This window comes from Pantoea sp. Sc1, assembly GCF_000255315.1.
In the GTDB taxonomy this organism is placed as follows: domain Bacteria; phylum Pseudomonadota; class Gammaproteobacteria; order Enterobacterales; family Enterobacteriaceae; genus Pantoea; species Pantoea anthophila.
The window spans coordinates 3,372,833-3,390,947 of sequence record NZ_AJFP01000001.1 but is presented as its reverse complement, the minus strand read 5'-3'; the positions used below and the strand labels follow the sequence as shown (position 1 = coordinate 3,390,947).

At 58.7% G+C, this 18,115-nt stretch carries 14 protein-coding genes and 1 riboswitch; of the genes, 4 read left to right on the top strand and 10 right to left on the bottom strand.

The window, feature by feature from the left end; genetic code table 11:
* Window positions 1–117: 117 nt before the first annotated feature.
* Window positions 118–2,472 (bottom strand): DNA polymerase II, encoded by a 2,355-nt coding sequence (polB, locus tag S7A_RS15765; protein WP_009092179.1) that lies wholly within the window; start codon window positions 2,470–2,472, stop codon window positions 118–120.
* Window positions 2,473–2,647: 175 nt separating this feature from the next.
* On the opposite strand from polB, the gene S7A_RS15760 reads away from it, so the two are divergent.
* The gene (locus tag S7A_RS15760; protein ID WP_009092177.1) at window positions 2,648–3,412 is read left to right on the top strand and encodes a DedA family protein; all 765 of its coding nucleotides are present in this window, start codon (window positions 2,648–2,650) and stop codon (window positions 3,410–3,412) included.
* A gap of 5 nt (window positions 3,413–3,417) precedes the next feature.
* Here S7A_RS15760 and thiQ read toward each other — a convergent pair whose 3' ends face one another.
* The 4 genes from thiQ to sgrR form a co-directional block, all read right to left on the bottom strand.
* Entirely contained in the window at window positions 3,418–4,119 is a 702-nt protein-coding gene (gene thiQ / locus S7A_RS15755) for a thiamine ABC transporter ATP-binding protein ThiQ (protein WP_009092175.1), read from the bottom strand.
* Entirely contained in the window at window positions 4,106–5,713 is a 1,608-nt protein-coding gene (gene thiP, locus S7A_RS15750; protein ID WP_009092173.1) for a thiamine/thiamine pyrophosphate ABC transporter permease ThiP, read from the bottom strand. Before thiP ends, thiQ begins: the two co-directional genes overlap by 14 nt.
* Window positions 5,689–6,675: a thiamine ABC transporter substrate binding subunit gene (gene thiB, locus S7A_RS15745; RefSeq protein WP_009092171.1), complete on the bottom strand. Its 987-nt coding sequence runs from the start codon at window positions 6,673–6,675 to the stop codon at window positions 5,689–5,691. Before thiB ends, thiP begins: the two co-directional genes overlap by 25 nt.
* Before the next feature lie 46 nt (window positions 6,676–6,721).
* A riboswitch (TPP riboswitch) is annotated at window positions 6,722–6,824 on the bottom strand.
* Between the two features lie 35 nt (window positions 6,825–6,859).
* Window positions 6,860–8,521, bottom strand: coding sequence for an HTH-type transcriptional regulator SgrR (gene sgrR, locus S7A_RS15740; RefSeq protein ID WP_009092169.1), 1,662 nt, complete (start codon window positions 8,519–8,521; stop codon window positions 6,860–6,862).
* Window positions 8,522–8,776: 255 nt separating this feature from the next.
* Between sgrR and S7A_RS15735 the strand changes: the two genes are divergently transcribed.
* Window positions 8,777–9,955 carry an MFS transporter gene (locus S7A_RS15735; RefSeq protein ID WP_009092166.1) on the top strand — a complete coding sequence of 393 codons (1,179 nt, stop codon included), beginning with the start codon at window positions 8,777–8,779 and terminating at the stop codon, window positions 9,953–9,955.
* 230 nt (window positions 9,956–10,185) lie between these two features.
* On the opposite strand, the gene leuD is transcribed toward S7A_RS15735, so the two are convergent.
* The 5 genes from leuD to leuL all read right to left on the bottom strand — a co-directional run bounded on the left by leuD (window position 10,186) and on the right by leuL (window position 15,034).
* Complete coding sequence (gene leuD / locus S7A_RS15730; RefSeq protein ID WP_009092163.1) at window positions 10,186–10,791, bottom strand: 3-isopropylmalate dehydratase small subunit; 606 nt, start codon at window positions 10,789–10,791, stop codon at window positions 10,186–10,188.
* 3 nt (window positions 10,792–10,794) lie between these two features.
* Window positions 10,795–12,201: a 3-isopropylmalate dehydratase large subunit gene (leuC, locus tag S7A_RS15725; protein WP_009092161.1), complete on the bottom strand. Its 1,407-nt coding sequence runs from the start codon at window positions 12,199–12,201 to the stop codon at window positions 10,795–10,797.
* A gap of 3 nt (window positions 12,202–12,204) precedes the next feature.
* Window positions 12,205–13,296 carry a 3-isopropylmalate dehydrogenase gene (leuB, locus tag S7A_RS15720; RefSeq protein WP_009092158.1) on the bottom strand — a complete coding sequence of 364 codons (1,092 nt, stop codon included), beginning with the start codon at window positions 13,294–13,296 and terminating at the stop codon, window positions 12,205–12,207.
* Window positions 13,297–13,298: 2 nt separating this feature from the next.
* Window positions 13,299–14,861 carry a 2-isopropylmalate synthase gene (gene leuA, locus S7A_RS15715; protein ID WP_009092156.1) on the bottom strand — a complete coding sequence of 521 codons (1,563 nt, stop codon included), beginning with the start codon at window positions 14,859–14,861 and terminating at the stop codon, window positions 13,299–13,301.
* An 89-nt stretch (window positions 14,862–14,950) separates the two neighbouring features.
* Entirely contained in the window at window positions 14,951–15,034 is an 84-nt protein-coding gene (leuL, locus tag S7A_RS21825) for a leu operon leader peptide (protein ID WP_111208305.1), read from the bottom strand.
* A gap of 730 nt (window positions 15,035–15,764) precedes the next feature.
* Between leuL and ilvI the strand changes: the two genes are divergently transcribed.
* Together ilvI and ilvN are read left to right on the top strand one after the other, a co-directional pair.
* Window positions 15,765–17,489, top strand: coding sequence for an acetolactate synthase 3 large subunit (ilvI, locus tag S7A_RS15710; protein ID WP_009092154.1), 1,725 nt, complete (start codon window positions 15,765–15,767; stop codon window positions 17,487–17,489).
* A 2-nt stretch (window positions 17,490–17,491) separates the two neighbouring features.
* The gene (ilvN, locus tag S7A_RS15705) at window positions 17,492–17,983 is read left to right on the top strand and encodes an acetolactate synthase small subunit (RefSeq protein ID WP_009092152.1); all 492 of its coding nucleotides are present in this window, start codon (window positions 17,492–17,494) and stop codon (window positions 17,981–17,983) included.
* Window positions 17,984–18,115: the final 132 nt, after the last annotated feature.

Below are 18,115 nucleotides of genomic sequence, written 5' to 3'. Positions count from 1 at the left end.
GTTCCCGAATCTCAGGCAATAGCGTTACCGCCAGACAACAAGGTCTGGAGCGTGCATAAGAGCGGTGAGTTTCAGGAAGGGCGCTATGGTACTGGATGGCAGGGCATTCGTCACCTGTCAAAAAAGCCCCAGCTGCCCCGTAATCAGTGTAGCAAAATCTCCTCCGACAAAGGGCAGGATCCCCTCTGCCACCGGCTGCAGCTGCTTCGTCACATAGTGGTCATAGTCGAGCGGCGTACTGCGCGCCTCCAGCGGTTCGGGGCCAGCCGTAGCCATGACGTAACGAATCCGGCCGCCGTTCTGATACTGCAGTGGCCGGTTCAGTTTGCGATTCTGCTCATCAGCCAGCCGGGCGGCGCGCACGTGCGGGGGCACATTTCGTTCATACTCCTTCAGCGGACGCCGCAGGCGCTTTTTGTAGATCAGCTGATCGTCCAGCTCGCCCGCCAGCAGCTGCGCCACGGTCTCCCGGATGTAATCCTGCCACGGCTCGCGGTGGAAAATACGGTGGTAGAGCTGCTGCTGAAATGTTTTGGCCAGCGGCGTCCAGTCGGTTCGCACCGACTCCAGCCCCTTAAAGACCATGCGCGCACCGTCGGCGTCACGAATCAGTCCGGCGTAGCGTTTCTTGCTGCCCTGTTCCGCGCCGCGAATGGTCGGCATCAGAAAACGGCAGAAGTGGTTTTCATACTCCAGTTCCAGTGCGCTGGTCAGTCCCAGCGTCTGCTGCAGGTGATCGCGCCACCAGGCATTCACTTTCTGCACCAGCTGATGACCAATGGCAGCGGCCTGCTCCTCATCGTGGGCCGACTTCAGCCAGACAAAGGTGGAGTCGGTGTCACCATAGATGACGTCGTAGCCTTCCGCTTCGATCAGCGCGCGGGTCTGCTGCATGATGGCGTGACCGCGCAGGGTAATTGAGGAGGCGAGTCGCGGATCGAAGAAGCGGCAGGCGCTGGTGCCCAGCACTCCGTAAAAGGCGTTCATGATGATCTTCAGTGCCTGTGACAGCGGCTGATTGTTCTGTTTTTTCGCCGCTTCGCGCCCCAGCCAGATCTGTTCAACCATCGCCGGCAGGCAGTGGGTGTGGCGAGAGAAGCGCGCTTCCCGGAAACCGGCAACCGAATCCGCATCATCAGGATGGGCCAGACCCTCCACCAGACCCACCGGGTCGATCAGGAAGGTGCGGATAATCGACGGATAGAGGCTTTTGTAATCCAGTACCAGCACCGAGTCGTAGAGACCGGGACGCGAATCCATGACATAACCGCCCGGACTCGCTTCCGGGGCCACCTCACCCATATTGGGCGCGACAAACCCGACACGGTGCATGCGCGGAATATAGAGGTGACTGAACGCCGCCACCGAACCGCCATGGCGGTCCACGGCCAGACCATTGACCGCCGCGCGCTCCAGCAGAAACGGCATGATCGCCGTTTTGTGGAAGATGCGCGTCACCAGTTCACAATCTTTCAGGTTGTAGCGCGCCAGCGCCGGTTTATCGTTGGCAAACCGCCAGTTGATCTCCTCCATGCGGTGCCAGGGATTGTCGATCGCTTTGCCTTCACCCAGCAGCTGCTGCGACACCGACTCCAGGCTGAACGACGGAAAATCCCAGAACGCCGATTTCAGTGCGTCGATGCCATCAATGATCAGGCGGCCGCTGGCCTGCGCGAAAAAAACGCCTGGCTTGAAGCCATGTTCCCGCCACTCCAGCGCCGTCTGCTGGCGGCCAAGACGCAGCGGAATGCCGTAGCGGTCGGCATGTTTCTGCAGCACCCGCAGGTCAAACTGCACCACGTTCCAGCCAATCAGGACATCCGGGTCATGCTCTGCAAACCACTGGTTCAGGGCTTCCAGCAGCTGTGGCCGGCTGTCGAGATAGATCAGGTCGAAATCCAGCGTGCTGGCATCGCCGTTAGCCGGGCCGAGCATATAGACCTGGCGCTGACCGCAGCCCTCCAGTCCGATGCAGTAGAGCTCGCCATGCTGGGTGGTTTCAATATCCAGCGAGACCCATTTCAGCGGCGGGCGATAGTCTGGATGGGGCTTAAGCCGCGCGTTGACCAGCGTGTCGCCCTGCTGCTCGCCATCAAACCAGACGGGGGCGGTAATAAAGCGCTCCATCAGATAGCGTTCCGGCGGGCGGATATCTGCCTCGTAGATCGGAATCCCCTGTTCGCGCAGCCGTTTTTCGATGCGCTGCAGCTGACGATGCTGCTGGCAGTAGAGGCCCAGCACCGGACGGTGACGAAAATCTTTCAGCGCCAGCGGCTGGATACGCAGCTGGCGTTCCTCTCTCTGCAACTCGCTGATCTGCGGCTGATATTCCGCAGGCACAAAAGCGACAGACTCCTGCACAGGCAGCACCACGCGCTGCGCGCCCGCATCGGTGGCGAGCCAGAGGATAATTTCGGTGCCATTCGGGCTGTCCCGCCAGTGGCGGGTGAGCAGAAAACCTGTGCGGGGCATAGTCAGATGTTCTCCGGACGCCGTGTTTCAGGGATAAGTAAACAACCTGAGTATATCATGGATATTTATACAGTTCCTGTCGCCACGATTTGTCAACATTGTCCTACAATTCTTGCCTTGACGCTGTGTGGCTGGCTCTGGACAATCCAGCCTTCTGCTTTGACTAAGGACCACTATGGAAGCCTGGATTCAACAACTGATTACGCAGTCCCTGGAGTGGGCGCTGTTTGCCGTTGCGCTGGTGACGTTTCTGGAGTCGCTGGCGCTGGTCGGGCTGTTGCTGCCAGGTACGGTGATGATGGCCAGCCTGGGCGCGCTGGTCGGCAGTGGCGAGCTTGGTCTTTATCCTGCCTGGGCGGCGGGCTTTGCGGGCTGCCTGATCGGTGACTGGGTCTCCTACGGTATCGGCTGGAAATTTCAGGGGCCGCTGCACCGCTGGAAGTATCTGCAAAAGTACAAAGGTCTGCTGGATAAAACCGAGCATGCCCTGCATCAGCACAGTATGTTTACCATCCTGGTCGGACGTTTTGTCGGCCCCACGCGGCCGCTAATCCCGCTGGCGGCCGGTATGCTGGAGCTGCCGGTACGTAAATTTCTGCCGCCTAATCTCATCGGCTGTCTTCTCTGGCCGCCGATCTATCTGCTGCCCGGCATTCTGGCCGGGGTGGCGATTGACGTGCCAAAAGCGGCGCAGGGCGGCAGCTTTAAATGGCTGTTACTCGGCGCAGCGCTGCTGATCTGGCTTGGCGGCTGGTTAGGCTGGCGCTGGTGGCGCAGTGGCAAGAGCCGCGACTGGGCCACCGCCTGGCTGCCCCCGGCGCGCCTGCGCTGGGCTGGCCCGCTGGGGCTGGCGATCGCCGTGGCGGCGTTCGTCGCGATCCAGTTCCATCCGATGATGCCGGTTTTCCGCCATCTGCTGTGGCAGGTTTTCATCGCCTGAGCCGCTTAACGACGCGGGATGCCGAGTACGTCGGCCTCCCGCGTGTCGCCCGACAGCAGCTGTCGGGTTTCGCCATCCCAGTAAACCCGGCCATCCACAATCACCACGCTGCGCGGCGCGATCTGCTGCGCATCTTCCAGACTGTGTGACACCATCAGCAGCGTGATGCTGCGCGCCTCACACACCGAACGCACCAGCTGAAGCATCTCGCCGCGCAGGGCGGGGTCCAGCGCGGAAAAGGGCTCATCCAGCAGCAGCACCGGTCGGTCACGCAGCAGGCAACGGGCCAGCGCCACGCGCTGGCGCTGGCCGCCCGACAGTTCGCCTGGCAGGCGTGACAGCAGATCGCCTAATCCCACCTGTTCAGCCAGCGCAGTCAGCTGCCGCTGCTGTTCCGCGCTGAGTCGTAGCCCCGGGTGCAGCCCCAGCGCCATGTTCTGCTGCACGCTGAGGTGCGGAAACAGGTTGTTCTCCTGAAACAGCATGGAAACCGGTCGTCGGGCCGGGACAGTGTGGGTGTGCTCCTGACCGTCAATCAGCAGGGTGCCCTGATTCACCGGCAGAAAACCGGCAATCAGGCTCAGCAGGGTGCTTTTACCCGCGCCGCTGGGGCCGAGAATCGCGATGCGTTCACCGCGTGTGGCCCTGAAGCTGAAGCGCATCGGCAGATGCTGGTAGAGATAGGTAAGGTTATCAAGAGTCAGCATGGCGGCCCGGTAATTTTTCCATTAGCGTGAACAGCAATAAGCAGAGCAGCAGCAGCAGCAGGGCGGTAACCGCACCATCAGCGCCACGATAGGCACCTATCTGCTGATAGAGGTAGAACGGCAGCGTGCGGAAGTCGGCGCTGCCAAACAGCGCCACCACGCCAAAATCACCAATCGACAGCACGCAGGCAAAGGCCAGGGCCTGGGCCAGCGGACGTTTCAGCGCCCGCAACTCGATCAGCCGCAGCCGGTTCCAGCCCTGAATATCCAGTGAATCGCAGAGTCTGCCGTAACGCTCTGCGGTGTCGCGCATCGGGTTTTCCAGCACTTTCAGCGCATAGGGAATGGCGATCAGCGCATTGGTAAACATCACCAGCCCTTCGGCGGAGTCGGGCAGGCCGATGGTGGCGTTGAACAGCAGGAAAAAGCCGGTGGCGAGCACAATGCCCGGCATCGCCAGAATCAGCATTCCGCTGGTGTCGATAAGCGTGGCCGCCGCCAGATGCTGGCGCAGACGCAGCTCGCGGCTGCTCCAGAGCAGCATCATGGTCAGCACCACGCAGATCAATCCGGCCCCGGTGGCGATGCGTAATGAGGTCAGGGTTGCCCGCCAGAGAGCAGGCTGAGCCAGCGCACCGCGCACTCCGCCATGCAGGCCCTCCACAATCACCGCCGCCAGCGGAGGCAGCAGCAGGAGCAGCGCCAGCAGGATGAGCAGCGCATCGCTGAGCTGTGCGACCCATGAATCCTGCGGATCGCGCCAGCCCTTCAGTTGACGGGTTCCGGCGGGGATCGCCTTACTGAAGCGCTGGCTGAGCAGCACCAGCGTCAGGCAGCAGCCGAGCTGAATCAGCGCCAGCAGCGCGGCACGGCCCGGATCGTAGTCATAACTCAGCGCCTGGAAAATCGCCAGTTCGAGCGTGGTAGCCTGCGGCCCGCCCCCCAGTGACAGCACGGTGGCAAAGCTGGCAAAGCAGAGCATAAAGATCAGCGCGCCGGTCGGCAGCAACTGACGCCGCAGCCACGGCCACTCCAGCAGGCGAAAATGGTGCCAGCCGCGCAGGTCGAGCTGCGCCGCGAGCTGACGCTGCTCGGCCGGAATGCTCTCCAGCGCCTGCAGCATCAGACGCGTCGCCAGCGGCAGATTAAAGAAGACGTGCGCCAACAAAATGCCCGGCAGACCATAGGGTGAGAAGTGATAACCGATGCCCAGCAGCTGACAGAGCTGGGCCAGCCAGCCAACGCGGCCATAGACGGTCAGCAGACCAAACACCGCCACCAGTACCGGCAGGACCAGGGTCATGGCACAGAGACGCAGCAGCAGCTGACGGCCGGGAAAACGGCGTCGATAGAGCGCCCGCGCCAGCGGCACCGCAGGCAGCAGGGAGAGCAGGGCGGAGAGCAGCGCCTGACCGAAAGAGAAGCCGATCACATGCCGCAGATACGCATCCTGCAGCACGCTGCGCCACTCCAGGCCTGGCGCGGCCATCCAGAGCGCGCCAAAGGCCAGCAGCGCCACGCCGGTTAACAGCAGCGTGGCGAGCGATCCGGGGATCAGCCAGCGCGGCATCAGCGGCTGACGGCGCGTTGCCACTGGCTGATCCAGCCTGAACGCTGTGTGGCCACCTCTTCAGGCGAGAACTGCAGGGCGGTGGACGGCACCGTCAGGCTGGCAAAACCGGCAGGCAGCGGCGTATCGATCACCGGGTACATCCAGTTGCCGGTGGGAATGGTGCGCTGGAACGCAGGCGAGACCATAAACTGCATGAACTGCTGTGCCAGCGCAGGCTGTTTGCTGCTGGCTAACTGTGCGGCCATTTCCACCTGCAGATAGTGTCCTTCGGCAAACGGGGCGGCGGCGTAGTTTTCTTTTTTCTCTTCGATGATGTGATAAGCCGGAGAGGTGGTGTAACTCAGCACCAGATCGCCTTCGCCCTTCAGGAACAGGCCATAGGCTTCGCTCCAGCCTTTGGTCACCGTCACGGTTTTCTGCGCCAGCTTCTGCCACGCCTGCGGAGCCTGGTCGCCGTAGACCTTCTGCATCCACAGCAGCAGGCCTAAGCCGGGAGTACTGGTACGCGGATCTTCGTAGATTACCCGCCACTTTTCCGGGCTGTCGACCAGCTCTTTCAGGCTCCTGGGCGGGTTTTTCAGCCGGGTTTTGTCATAGACAAAGGCGAAGTAGCCATAGTCAAACGGCACAAAGGTGGTGTTGTGCCAGCCGCCAGGCAGGGTAAGTTTTGCGGTGTCGACCTGACTTTCAGCAAACAGACCGGTTTTCTGCGCCGCCTGCACCAGATTGTTATCCAGCCCCAGCACCAGATCCGCTTTGCTGTTTTTGCCTTCCATCCGCACGCGGTTCAGCAGCGAGACGCCATCTTCCAGCGTGACGAATTTCAGCTCACAGTTGCACTGCGCCTCAAAGGCTTTTTTTACCGCCGGGCCAGGGCCCCAGTCGGCAGAGAAGGAGTCGTAGGTGTAGACCGTGAGGACCGGCTTAGCCGCCAGAACGGGGGCGGAGAGTAACAGCAATACCGGCAGAACTTTGTTTAACACTTTGCGCTCCTTCAGGAGAATAGGGGATGAGTCGCAAAGGATCTGAGCACAGCGGCCTCTCAAATCCCTACGTCGGTATTAACCGAATCAGGTTCGACGGGTCTCTCTCAGCTGCTTGCTGGTGGCAGGCGGCACCCCGTTGAGAACGTCACATTCTAGTCATTTCAGCGCCGTGGCGAAAGCGTCACAGTGCCGGCGGCGCAAACCAGGCCGATTTAAAATCAAACCAGCCCAGGGTATTCATCCGCACGCCACGCATGCTGCGCTGGCCCTCCAGCAATAGCCAGTGATGAAACAGCGGATGCAGACCCGCCTCTTCAACCAGCTGTTTGCTCCACTCGGCCAGCGGCAGCGTTTTCTCGCGCCAGCGGGCCGCGTCACTGTGCCAGTCAATCGGCAGGCAGTGATGCAGCAGCGGGATCTCATACAGCTGGGCGAACAGCGACCAGTTCAGCGGCAGGGTAAAGTTGACGCTGCCGAGCCAGATATCACTCTCCGCGTCGCCCTGATACCAGCTTTCATAGCTGATCTCACGGGTTTCCAGGGTGACGCCCTGTTGGGCCAGCAGGGGACGCAGCGCATTGGCGATGCCCTCATGCTCCACGTGCTGACTGTACCAGGTCAGCGTCAGATGGGTCAGGCCGGGCGGCTTTTCGACCGGGGTCAGGTCCCGGCGGTGGTGCCAGCGCGGCAGCAGGCCATAAGCCGGAAACCAGTATCGCTGATAGCCGACGCCCGCGTGGTTGAGCAGGGCGATAGGGTTGAAGAGATAACTGACCCAGCGCCTGACTGCCTCGCTGCGGCCCTGCTCTGAACGCTGGTCAAACAGCAGATAGTAGCAGCCCTCTTCAAGGCGGCTCTCCTCCTGAATCTCATCCGCAGCGTCCCCCTGCAGGCGCACACCGGCATAGACCAGCTCATCGCTGATGTCGGGCAGCACCCAGATAGAGACATCGTCGATCAGGGCGCGAAAGCCAAAGTAATCATCAAAGGCTTCAATCTTCAGCTGGCTCTCATGATTGCGGATCACCCGGTAGGGGCCGGTGCCGACTGGCTGGCGGGCAAAATCCTGAATCGTCGGCCACTCGCGCGGCAGGATCATCGCGCTGACGCTGCCCAGCAGCCAGGGCAGGCCGTCGTCGGGCTGGCTCAGATGCACATCCAGCGTCCAGGGGGCGGGTGAGGAGATCTTTGCAATGTGGGAAAAGAGCGGATGAGGGCGCTGACGCTCCAGGGTGGCGATGACATCCGCCATCTCCAGCTCCCGACCGTGATGGAAACGAATAGCCGGACGCAGAAAGAAGCGCCAGTGAAGCGGGGAGGTCTGCTGCCAGTGATGCGCGATATCGGGCTCGATTTCCCCGTTTTCCTCATTTATCCGCGTCAGGCCATTAAAAATCTGCCGGGCGATGTGCGTTTCAGAGCGCCGCAGCGGCGAGCCAGGCAGCAGATTGAGCAGGGGACGATAGTAGAGCACCCGCAGGATATGCTTGCCCTGCCGGAAACTGCGGCCGAGATGCGCACTGATCATCTGCCGCACCTGATCCTTATCGCCCACCAGCTGGACCAGCTGATCGATGCGATCCTGCTCCAGCAGATCTTCGGCACGCTGCTGCTGTAAAGCCAGCCCGGTATAGCAGAACGTCAGATGTGACCGCCTGCCGCGTCCCGCTTCTGCCTGCCAGACCAGCCAGCCTGCCGCCTGCATCCGGTTGAGCAGATTGCGCATGTGGCGGCGCGAGCAGTGCAGCAGGTCAGCCAGTTCGCTGAGGGTAATGGCCTGCGACTGGCCCTGGCAGCTCTGCCACAGGCGAATGAATTGCTGCTTCAGACGTGACGAGGACATAAAAGAGGAACTCCTGCTGAAAAGCGCTCTGTTTTTTCTGCCTCATTTTAAGAGCAAACTTTGCGCTATGGGAAGAGCGGGAGGCATTCAGTCTGGAATGGCGTTCAACCCTGACTTCGCTGTTCAGCGGAGTGCTTTTCTGAGTAGGGTGCATTTACACCGCCAGCAGAGGATCTCTGCTGGCTTTTTTCATCGTGCGCGGTATGGTCTACCCTTCTTTTTTTCCTCTCTGTTTAGCCTCTAAGGGATTTCGCTATGAAATCGCTGTTAACGCGGCAGCGCCGCATCAATCCGGTTTACCTCGCTTTTATGGTTGCCTCGTTCATGCTGGGCGTGGCGGGCGCATTGCAGGCACCGACGCTGAGCCTGTTTCTGACGCGCGAAGTGCAGGCCCGCCCTTTCTGGGTCGGACTGTTTTTTACCATCAATGCGGTGGCCGGTATCCTGGTGAGCATGCTGGTGGCGAAGCGTTCGGACAGCGTGGGGGACCGCCGTAATATCATTCTGTTCTGCTGCCTGATGGCGCTGGTTAATGCGCTGCTGTTTGCCTTCAGTCGCCACTACCTGACGCTGATTACGCTGGGTGTGCTGCTGTCGGCGCTCGCCAGCGTCTCAATGCCTCAGCTCTTTGCGCTGGCCCGGGAATATGCCGATCAGTCGGCGCGTGAAGCGGTCATGTTCAGTTCGGTGATGCGCGCGCAGCTGTCACTGGCGTGGGTCATCGGGCCACCGCTCTCATTTGCGCTGGCGCTGAACTATGGTTTTGTCACGCTGTTTATGGTGGCCGCCGCGCTGTTTCTGATCTGTATCCTGCTGGTCTGGTTTACCCTGCCGTCAGTGCCCCGTGCGCAGCCTCTGCTGCAAAGCGGCGGTCTGCCGCTAAGCGGCTGGCGCGACCGGGATGTGCGCCTGCTGTTTATTGCCTCGGTGGTGATGTGGACCTGCAATACCATGTATATCATTGATATGCCGCTCTATATCAGTACGACGCTTGGCCTGCCGGAAAAGCTGGCGGGTCTGCTGATGGGCACGGCCGCCGGGCTGGAGATCCCGGTGATGCTGCTGGCCGGGCATTACGCCCGCCGCATGGGCAAGCGCCGGTTAATGCTGGTGGCGGTGGCCGCCGGAGTCCTGTTTTATCTGGGGCTGATGCTGTTTAACTCCCGCACGTCACTGATGGTATTGCAGCTGTTTAATGCGGTGTTTGTCGGGATTATTGCCGGGATTGGGATGTTGTGGTTCCAGGATCTGATGCCGGGACGGCCTGGCGCCGCAACCACCCTGTTCACCAACTCCATCTCAACCGGCATGATTCTGGCCGGGGTGATTCAGGGTACGCTGAGCGAGCGGCTGGGACATGAGGCGGTCTACTGGCTGGCATTCGGGCTGGCGATTGTGGCGCTGGTGATGTCGGCGCGGGTGCGCGACGTATAAAGAAGAAGGGCGACAGGATGTCGCCCTTTTTTTAACGATCGAGGAATCTGGACCGGTCGCTGTGATAGCGAGCCTGCTCAGGGAACACGGTCAGATCGGAAAGGCGCTTAAGCCAATCCCTGGCCGCTCGGCCCGCGCCGTCCCTGGCGCGGGACGCTTTCCTCCTCTGACCGTGTTCCCTGCGCGTTAAGCTTAATTGTTGCTGTCAGATTAGCCCTGTCTTAACGCAATCAGCGCAGGAAGGCGGGCTGATTCTGCTCATACTGCGAAATTGACGCTTCATGCTGCAGGGTCAGACCGATGCTGTCGAGGCCGTTGATCATGCAGTGGCGACGGAAGCTGTCGAGTTCAAACGGGTAGACTTTATCGCCTGCGGTCACCGTCTGCGCTTCCAGATCGACCGTAAAGCTGATGCCTGGCTGAGCCGCAACCAGCCGGAACAGCTCATCCACTTCCTCTTCGCTTAACTTCACCGGCAGCAGCTGATTGTTGAAGCTGTTGCCGTAGAAGATATCGGCGAAGCTTGGCGCAATCACCACGTGAAAACCGAAATCGGTCAGCGCCCAGGGCGCATGCTCACGAGAGGAGCCACAGCCAAAGTTCTCGCGCGCCAGCAGAATGCTGGTGCCTTTAAACTCTGGCTTGTTCAGCACAAAGCTGGGAGTCGGGACCGTGCCGGCGTCATCTTCAAAACGCCAGTCATGGAACAGGTGCTGACCAAAACCGGTGCGGGTCACCTTCTGCAAAAACTGCTTAGGGATGATCGCGTCGGTATCGACGTTTGCGGCGTCCAGCGGCGCGACGATGCCGGTGTGCTGAGTAAATTTATTCGCCATGACTTATGCTCCTGTCGTCAGTTCACGGATGTCGGCAAAGTGGCCGGTGACGGCTGCCGCTGCGGCCATTGCCGGGCTGACCAGATGGGTTCGTCCACCGCGGCCCTGACGACCTTCAAAGTTACGGTTGCTGGTTGACGCGCAACGCTCGCCGGGGTTGAGGCGGTCATTGTTCATCGCCAGACACATGGAGCAGCCTGGCAGACGCCACTCAAAGCCCGCTTCCAGGAAGATTTTATCCAGACCTTCCGCTTCCGCCTGTGCTTTTACCGGACCGGAACCGGGCACCACCATCGCAACCACACCCGGCGCAACTTTGCGGCCTTTGGCGATAGCGGCGGCGGCACGCAGATCCTCAATGCGTGAGTTAGTGCAGGAGCCGATAAAGACTTTATCAATCGCGACATCGGTCAGTCGGATGCCCGGCTGCAGATTCATATACGCCAGCGCTTTTTCCGCTGAGGCGCGCTCTACCGGATCGGCGAATGAGGCCGGGTTCGGGATCACCTGATCAACGGCGATCACCTGACCCGGGTTGGTGCCCCAGGTGACCTGTGGCGCAATCTCTTCTGCATGCAGCGTGACCACCGCATCATAGGTTGCGCCTTCATCTGACTTCAATGTGCGCCAGTACTCTACGGCCTGCTCCCACTTCTCACCCTGTGGGGAGAACTGGCGGCCTTTCAGGTAGCTGAAGGTGGTCTCGTCCGGTGCCACCAGGCCCGCTTTCGCGCCCATTTCAATCGCCATGTTGCACAGCGTCATACGACCTTCCATGCTCAGCGCCTGAATGGCCGGACCGCAGAACTCAACCACATAGCCGGTTCCGCCTGCGCTACCGGTTTTGCCGATGATCGCCAGGACAATATCTTTTGCCGTAATGCCGGTTGAAGCCTGGCCCAGTACCTCGATTTTCATGGTTTTCGCCCGGCCCTGCTTCAGGGTCTGGGTGGCAAACACATGCTCTACTTCGGAGGTGCCGATACCAAAGGCCAGTGAGCCGAAGGCACCGTGCGTCGCCGTGTGCGAGTCACCGCACACGATGGTCATGCCTGGCAGCGTCATGCCCTGCTCAGGGCCGATAACGTGCACGATTCCCTGATACGGGTGGTTCAGGTCATAGAGCTGTACACCAAATTCAGCGCAGTTCTTCATCAGCTCCTGCATCTGAATCCGCGCCATCTCGCCCGACGCATTGATGTCTTTGGTCTGAGTAGAGACGTTGTGGTCCATGGTGGCAAAGGTTTTGCCCGGCTGACGCACCTTGCGTCCATGCGCGCGCAGACCATCAAAAGCCTGTGGCGAGGTGACTTCATGGATCAGGTGGCGATCGATATAGAGTAACGGCGTTTCGTTCGGCGCTTCGTGGACGACATGTGCATCAAATAACTTCTGGTATAAGGTTTTCATTTTTTATTTTTCCTCGGCGATAAAGCGGGCAATGATGCTGCCCATCTCATCTGTGCTGACCGCTGGGCCATCACCGGCTAAATCTTTAGTGCGGTAGCCCTGTTCCAGCGCACGGCTGATGGCGCGTTCGATACTGTCGGCAGCCTCATCGGCATTCAGGCTGTAGCGTAACAGCAGGGACAGCGACAGGATCTGCGCGACCGGGTTAGCAATATTCTGTCCGGCGATATCCGGTGCGGAGCCGCCTGCCGGTTCAAACAGGCCAAAGCCCGCTTCATTCAGGCTGGCGGAAGGCAGCATCCCCATCGAACCGGTGATCATGGCGCACTCATCAGAGAGAATGTCGCCGAACAGGTTGGAGCAGAGCAGCACGTCAAACTGTGACGGATCTTTGATCAACTGCATGGTGGCATTGTCGATATAGATGTGGCTCAGCTGTACGTCCGGATACTCTTTAGCGACCTCATTAACGATTTCACGCCACATGACTGAGGTCTGCAGGACGTTGGCTTTATCTACTGAGGTCACTTTATTGCGGCGTTTACGCGCAGACTCAAACGCGATACGGGCGATGCGCTCGATCTCGAAGCGGTGGTAAACCTCCGTATCGAATGCCCGCTCTTCCGGGCCGCTGCCTTCGCGTCCTTTAGGCTGACCAAAATAGATGCCGCCGGTCAGTTCACGCACGCACAGGATATCGAAGCCTTTCGCCGCGATGTCGGCGCGCAGCGGGCAGAAAGCTTCCAGACCGCTGTAGAGTGCCGCCGGGCGCAGGTTACTGAACAGTCTGAAGTGTTTGCGCAGGGGCAGCAGGGCACCGCGTTCCGGCTGCGAGGCCGGTGGCAAATGTTCCCACTTCGGTCCGCCAACCGAACCAAACAGGATCGCATCCGCCTGCTCGCAGCCCGCCACGGTCGCAGGAGGCAGGGGTTCGCCGTGCTGATCGATAGCGATGCCGCCGACCGCATATTCCTGAGTGGTAATCTGCATATCAAAGCGCTGGCGAATGGCGTCCAGCACTTTCATTGCCTGTGCCATCACTTCCGGGCCAATGCCGTCACCGGGTAAAACTGCGATATGAGAAGAGCTGGACATAGTTATACGGTTTCCTTCTGATCTTTAAATTTGCGTTGCAATTCCTGTTCAACCTGGCGGGCACGCCAGATATTGTTCAGCGCATTCACCATCGCTTTGGCGGACGATTCCACGATATCGGTCGCCAGACCGACGCCGTGGAACTTACGGCCGTTGTAGCTCACCACAATGTCGACCTGACCCAGCGCGTTTTCGCCGTGGCCTTTGGCGGTCAGTTTGTAGTTAACCAGCTCTGCGTCGAACTGAGTAATACGGTTAATAGCCTGATAGACCGCGTCAACCGGGCCGTTGCCGGTGGCCGCATCCGCTTTGGCATCATCGCCGCAGCCAAGCTTGACAGAGGCGGTAGCGGTGATGCCGGAACCGGTCTGAACGTTAAATTCATGCAGCTGAAAATGCTCCGGCTCTTCATTCTGTTTATTGATGAAGGCCAGCGCTTCCAGGTCGTAGTCGAACACCTGACCTTTTTTGTCAGCCAGCTTCAGGAAGGCGTCATACAGGGCATCCAGATTGTAATCCTGCTCTGCATAGCCCATCTCTTCCATACGATGTTTTACCGCCGCGCGGCCAGAACGTGAGGTCAGGTTCAGCTGAATCTTGTGTAAGCCGATCGACTCCGGCGTCAGAATTTCATAGTTCTCGCGATTCTTCAGCACGCCATCCTGATGAATACCGGAGGAGTGGGCGAAAGCGTTGGAGCCGACCACCGCCTTGTTAGCCGGGATAGGCATATTGCAGATCTGGCTCACCATCTGGCTGGTGCGGTAGATCTCCTGATGATTGATGTTGGTGTGCACATTCATGATCTGCTGGCGGGTTTTGATCGCCATGATCACCTCTTCCAGCGCACAGTTACCGGCACGTTCACCCAGACCATTCAGCGTGCCTTCAACCTGACGTGCACCCGCCTGGACAGCCGCCAGGGCGTTACCGGTCGCCATACCCAGGTCATCGTGGGTATGGACAGAGAGAATCGCTTTGTCGATGTTAGGTACGCGGTTGATCAGCTGGCTGATGATGTGAGCATATTCGCCTGGCAGGGTGTAACCCACGGTGTCCGGGATATTGATGGTATTGGCACCGGCATTAATTGCGGCTTCAACCATCCGGCACAGGTCATCAATCGGGGTGCGGCCGCCATCTTCGCAGGAGAATTCAACGTCATTGGTGTAGTTACGGGCACGTTTCACCATGTGAACCGCGCGCTCAATCACCTCGGGCAGCGTGCTGCGCAGTTTGGTGGCGATGTGCATCGGTGAGGTGGCGATAAAGGTATGAATACGGAAGGCTTCGGCAACGCGCAGTGATTCGTATGCCGCATCAATATCCTTCTCCACACAGCGGGCCAGACCGCAGACCCGGCTGTTTTTAATGGTGCGCGCGATGGTCTGTACGGATTCAAAATCGCCAGGTGAGGAGACCGGGAAACCCACTTCCATGACATCCACGCCCATACGCTCCAGCGTTAATGCAATCTGCAATTTTTCTTTCACACTCAGGCTGGCCTGTAATGCCTGCTCACCGTCGCGCAGAGTGGTATCGAAAATAATGACTTGCTGACTCATCGTATTCATCCTTATGCATTTTCTGGCCTGGCAACGAGCATAAAAAAACCCGCGACAGGCGCGGGTTTTTAACTTTCAGCAGGTTTGAATCAGTGTTTGATTCCGCCCACAAGTCTACCGCGCAAGCTGTATGCGTTTAGTAGTAGACCGAGAAGGCGAGCAAAACGAAACATGGATTCAAACCTTATAAATTGTTGTGCTGCCTATATTGGTACTGCAATCACTCAGGGATGTCAACCTTCTGTGCAGGGTTATTCTCCAGCGAGTAAAAGGAAGATCGTCTGTTATTTTACGGCCTGACAGCGTAATGAATAGCGCAGAAGTGAGTGCCGCGCCGGTCAGGCAGGATAAGTACGCTGTTGCAGTGTGGTGACTGTCTTATCTATTTGAAAAATAATAATTTTATTTTTATGCTTCTCAGGCGTGACGCAGAATTTATGTCCGCTTGCTTAGCATAATCGTATGCACTTTAGCGATTTTCTGGTTAATTAACCCAGAAAATAAAACGGCGGGGCGATTGTGGGCTGGGGCAGGTCACAATAAGTTTTCGTTATTTCTTAGATCACGCTAAAAATAATTTCTTAGTCAGCATTTTCCTCTGCGGTTCTGCGGCGTAATTAGTTTAATCCGCGCAGCCAATTCTTATCGGGCAGAGCCTTTACGTCCCTGCCATTTAATTTACACGGCTTTGCGGTTTGCCTGCCCGCTGAAGTGCGGTTATGGTAATCGACCTACTCTCAGAACAATGAACTCGACAGATTTCTCTGTAACCGGACAGCGGCACAGGTTTCCGCTGTCGTGCATAAACATAAGATTTTGATTGGCAGAGCAGGCACCGGCGTGACGCGATATGTGCAAACGGCCCTATTCATGGCGCCCGGTCCTGAAGCCTGGAGGCAGAAGATGGAGATGTTGTCAGGAGCCGAAATGGTCGTCCGTTCGTTAATCGATCAGGGCGTTAAGCAGGTATTCGGTTATCCGGGTGGCGCGGTATTAGATATCTATGATGCGCTGCAAACCGTCGGGGGTATCGATCACATTCTGGTACGCCACGAGCAGGCTGCGGTGCATATGGCTGACGGCCTCGCACGCGCCACGGGTGAAGTCGGGGTCGTGCTGGTCACTTCAGGCCCCGGCGCGACCAATGCGATCACCGGGATCGCCACCGCCTATATGGACTCTATTCCGCTGGTGATTCTGTCGGGCCAGGTGCCTACCTCGCTGATTGGCTATGATGCCTTTCAGGAGTGCGACATGGTCGGCATTTCACGGCCGGTGGTGAAGCACAGTTTTCTGGTGAAAAGCACCGAAGAGATCCCCACCGTGCTGAAAAAGGCGTTCTGGCTCGCCGCCAGCGGACGTCCGGGACCGGTGGTTATCGATCTGCCGAAAGATATTCTCAACCCGGCCAATAAGCTCCCTTATCACTGGCCGGACGCTGTCAGCATGCGCTCCTACAATCCGACCATCCAGGGCCATAAAGGTCAGATTAAGCGTGCGCTGACGACACTGCTGGCCGCAAAACAGCCGGTGATTTATGCCGGTGGCGGTGCCATCACCGCGGGCTGTGAAGCAGAACTGTTACAGCTGGCCGAAAGCCTGAACATTCCGGTCACCACGTCGCTGATGGGACTGGGCGCGTTTCCTGGGACGCATCGTCAGTGCGTCGGGATGCTTGGCATGCACGGCACCTATGAAGCCAACATGACGATGCACAACACCGATCTGATTTTTGGTATCGGCGTTCGCTTTGACGACCGCACCACCAATAATCTGGCGAAGTATTGCCCCAACGCCACCATCATGCACATTGATATCGACCCGACCTCTATCTCCAAAACGGTAGCGGCGGATATCCCGATCGTGGGTGATGCGAAGCAGGTGCTGCAGCAGATGCTGGAGCTGCTGGCGCAAAACGACAGCGAGCCGCGCTCTGAGAGTCTGCAGGCGTGGTGGAGCGCGATTGAGGGCTGGCGCAGTCGTCAGTGCCTGGAGTTTGATCGGACCAGCGACAAAATCAAGCCGCAGGCCGTCATTGAAACCATCAGCCGTCTGACCCACGGCGACGCCTACGTCACGTCCGATGTGGGCCAGCATCAGATGTTTGCTGCGCTCTATTACCCGTTTGATAAACCGCGTCGCTGGATCAACTCCGGGGGGCTGGGCACGATGGGCTTTGGCCTGCCCGCTGCGCTGGGTGTCAAGATGGCTCTGCCGGACGAAACCGTTATCTGCGTGACGGGCGATGGCAGTATCCAGATGAACATTCAGGAGCTCTCAACCGCACTGCAGTACAATCTGCCGGTGCTGGTACTGAGCCTGAATAACCGGGTTCTGGGCATGGTGAAACAGTGGCAGGATATGATCTACTCCGGCCGCCACTCGCAGTCCTATATGGAATCACTGCCTGACTTCGTGCGTCTGGCTGAGGCCTACGGCCACGTCGGGATTGCCATTGAGCATCCGGCTGAGCTGGAAGAGAAGCTGACGCTGGCGCTGGAGAAACTGGCACAGGGGCGTCTGGTGTTTGTGGATGTCGCCGTGGATGGTAGCGAGCATGTTTACCCGATGCAGATTCGCGGTGGCAGCATGGATGAGATGTGGTTAAGCAAAACGGAGAGGACATAATTATGCGTCGCATTTTATCAGTTCTGCTGGAGAACGAATCTGGCGCATTATCCCGTGTCGTCGGTCTCTTTTCGCAGCGCGGCTACAACATCGAAAGCCTGACCGTTGCGCCTACCGATGATCCCACCCTGTCGCGGATGACCATTCAGACGGTAGGCGACCAGAAGGTGCTGGAGCAGATCGAAAAGCAGCTGCACAAGCTGGTGGATGTGCTGCGCGTGACCGAACTGGGGCAGGGTGCCTACGTTGAGCGTGAGATCATGCTGGTGAAGATCCAGGCGAGTGGCTATGGCCGTGAAGAGGTGAAGCGCAACGCTGAGATCTTCCGTGGTCAGATTATTGATGTAACGCCCACGCTGTACACGGTTCAGCTGGCAGGCACCAGTGACAAACTGGACGCGTTTCTCAATTCCGTACGTGAGGTTGCCGAAATCGTTGAAGTGGCCCGCTCCGGTATTGTGGGCGTATCACGCGGCGATCGCATCATGCGTTAATCACGCTGCGTCACCATCGAACCTCACCTAACCCGGCGAAATGCCGGGTTTTTTTATTTTTATGCGCCAGGCTGGTTACATTCAGAAAAGCGGTTGCTCCGCGCACTTTTCTGCTGTTAGATGATAGCCATG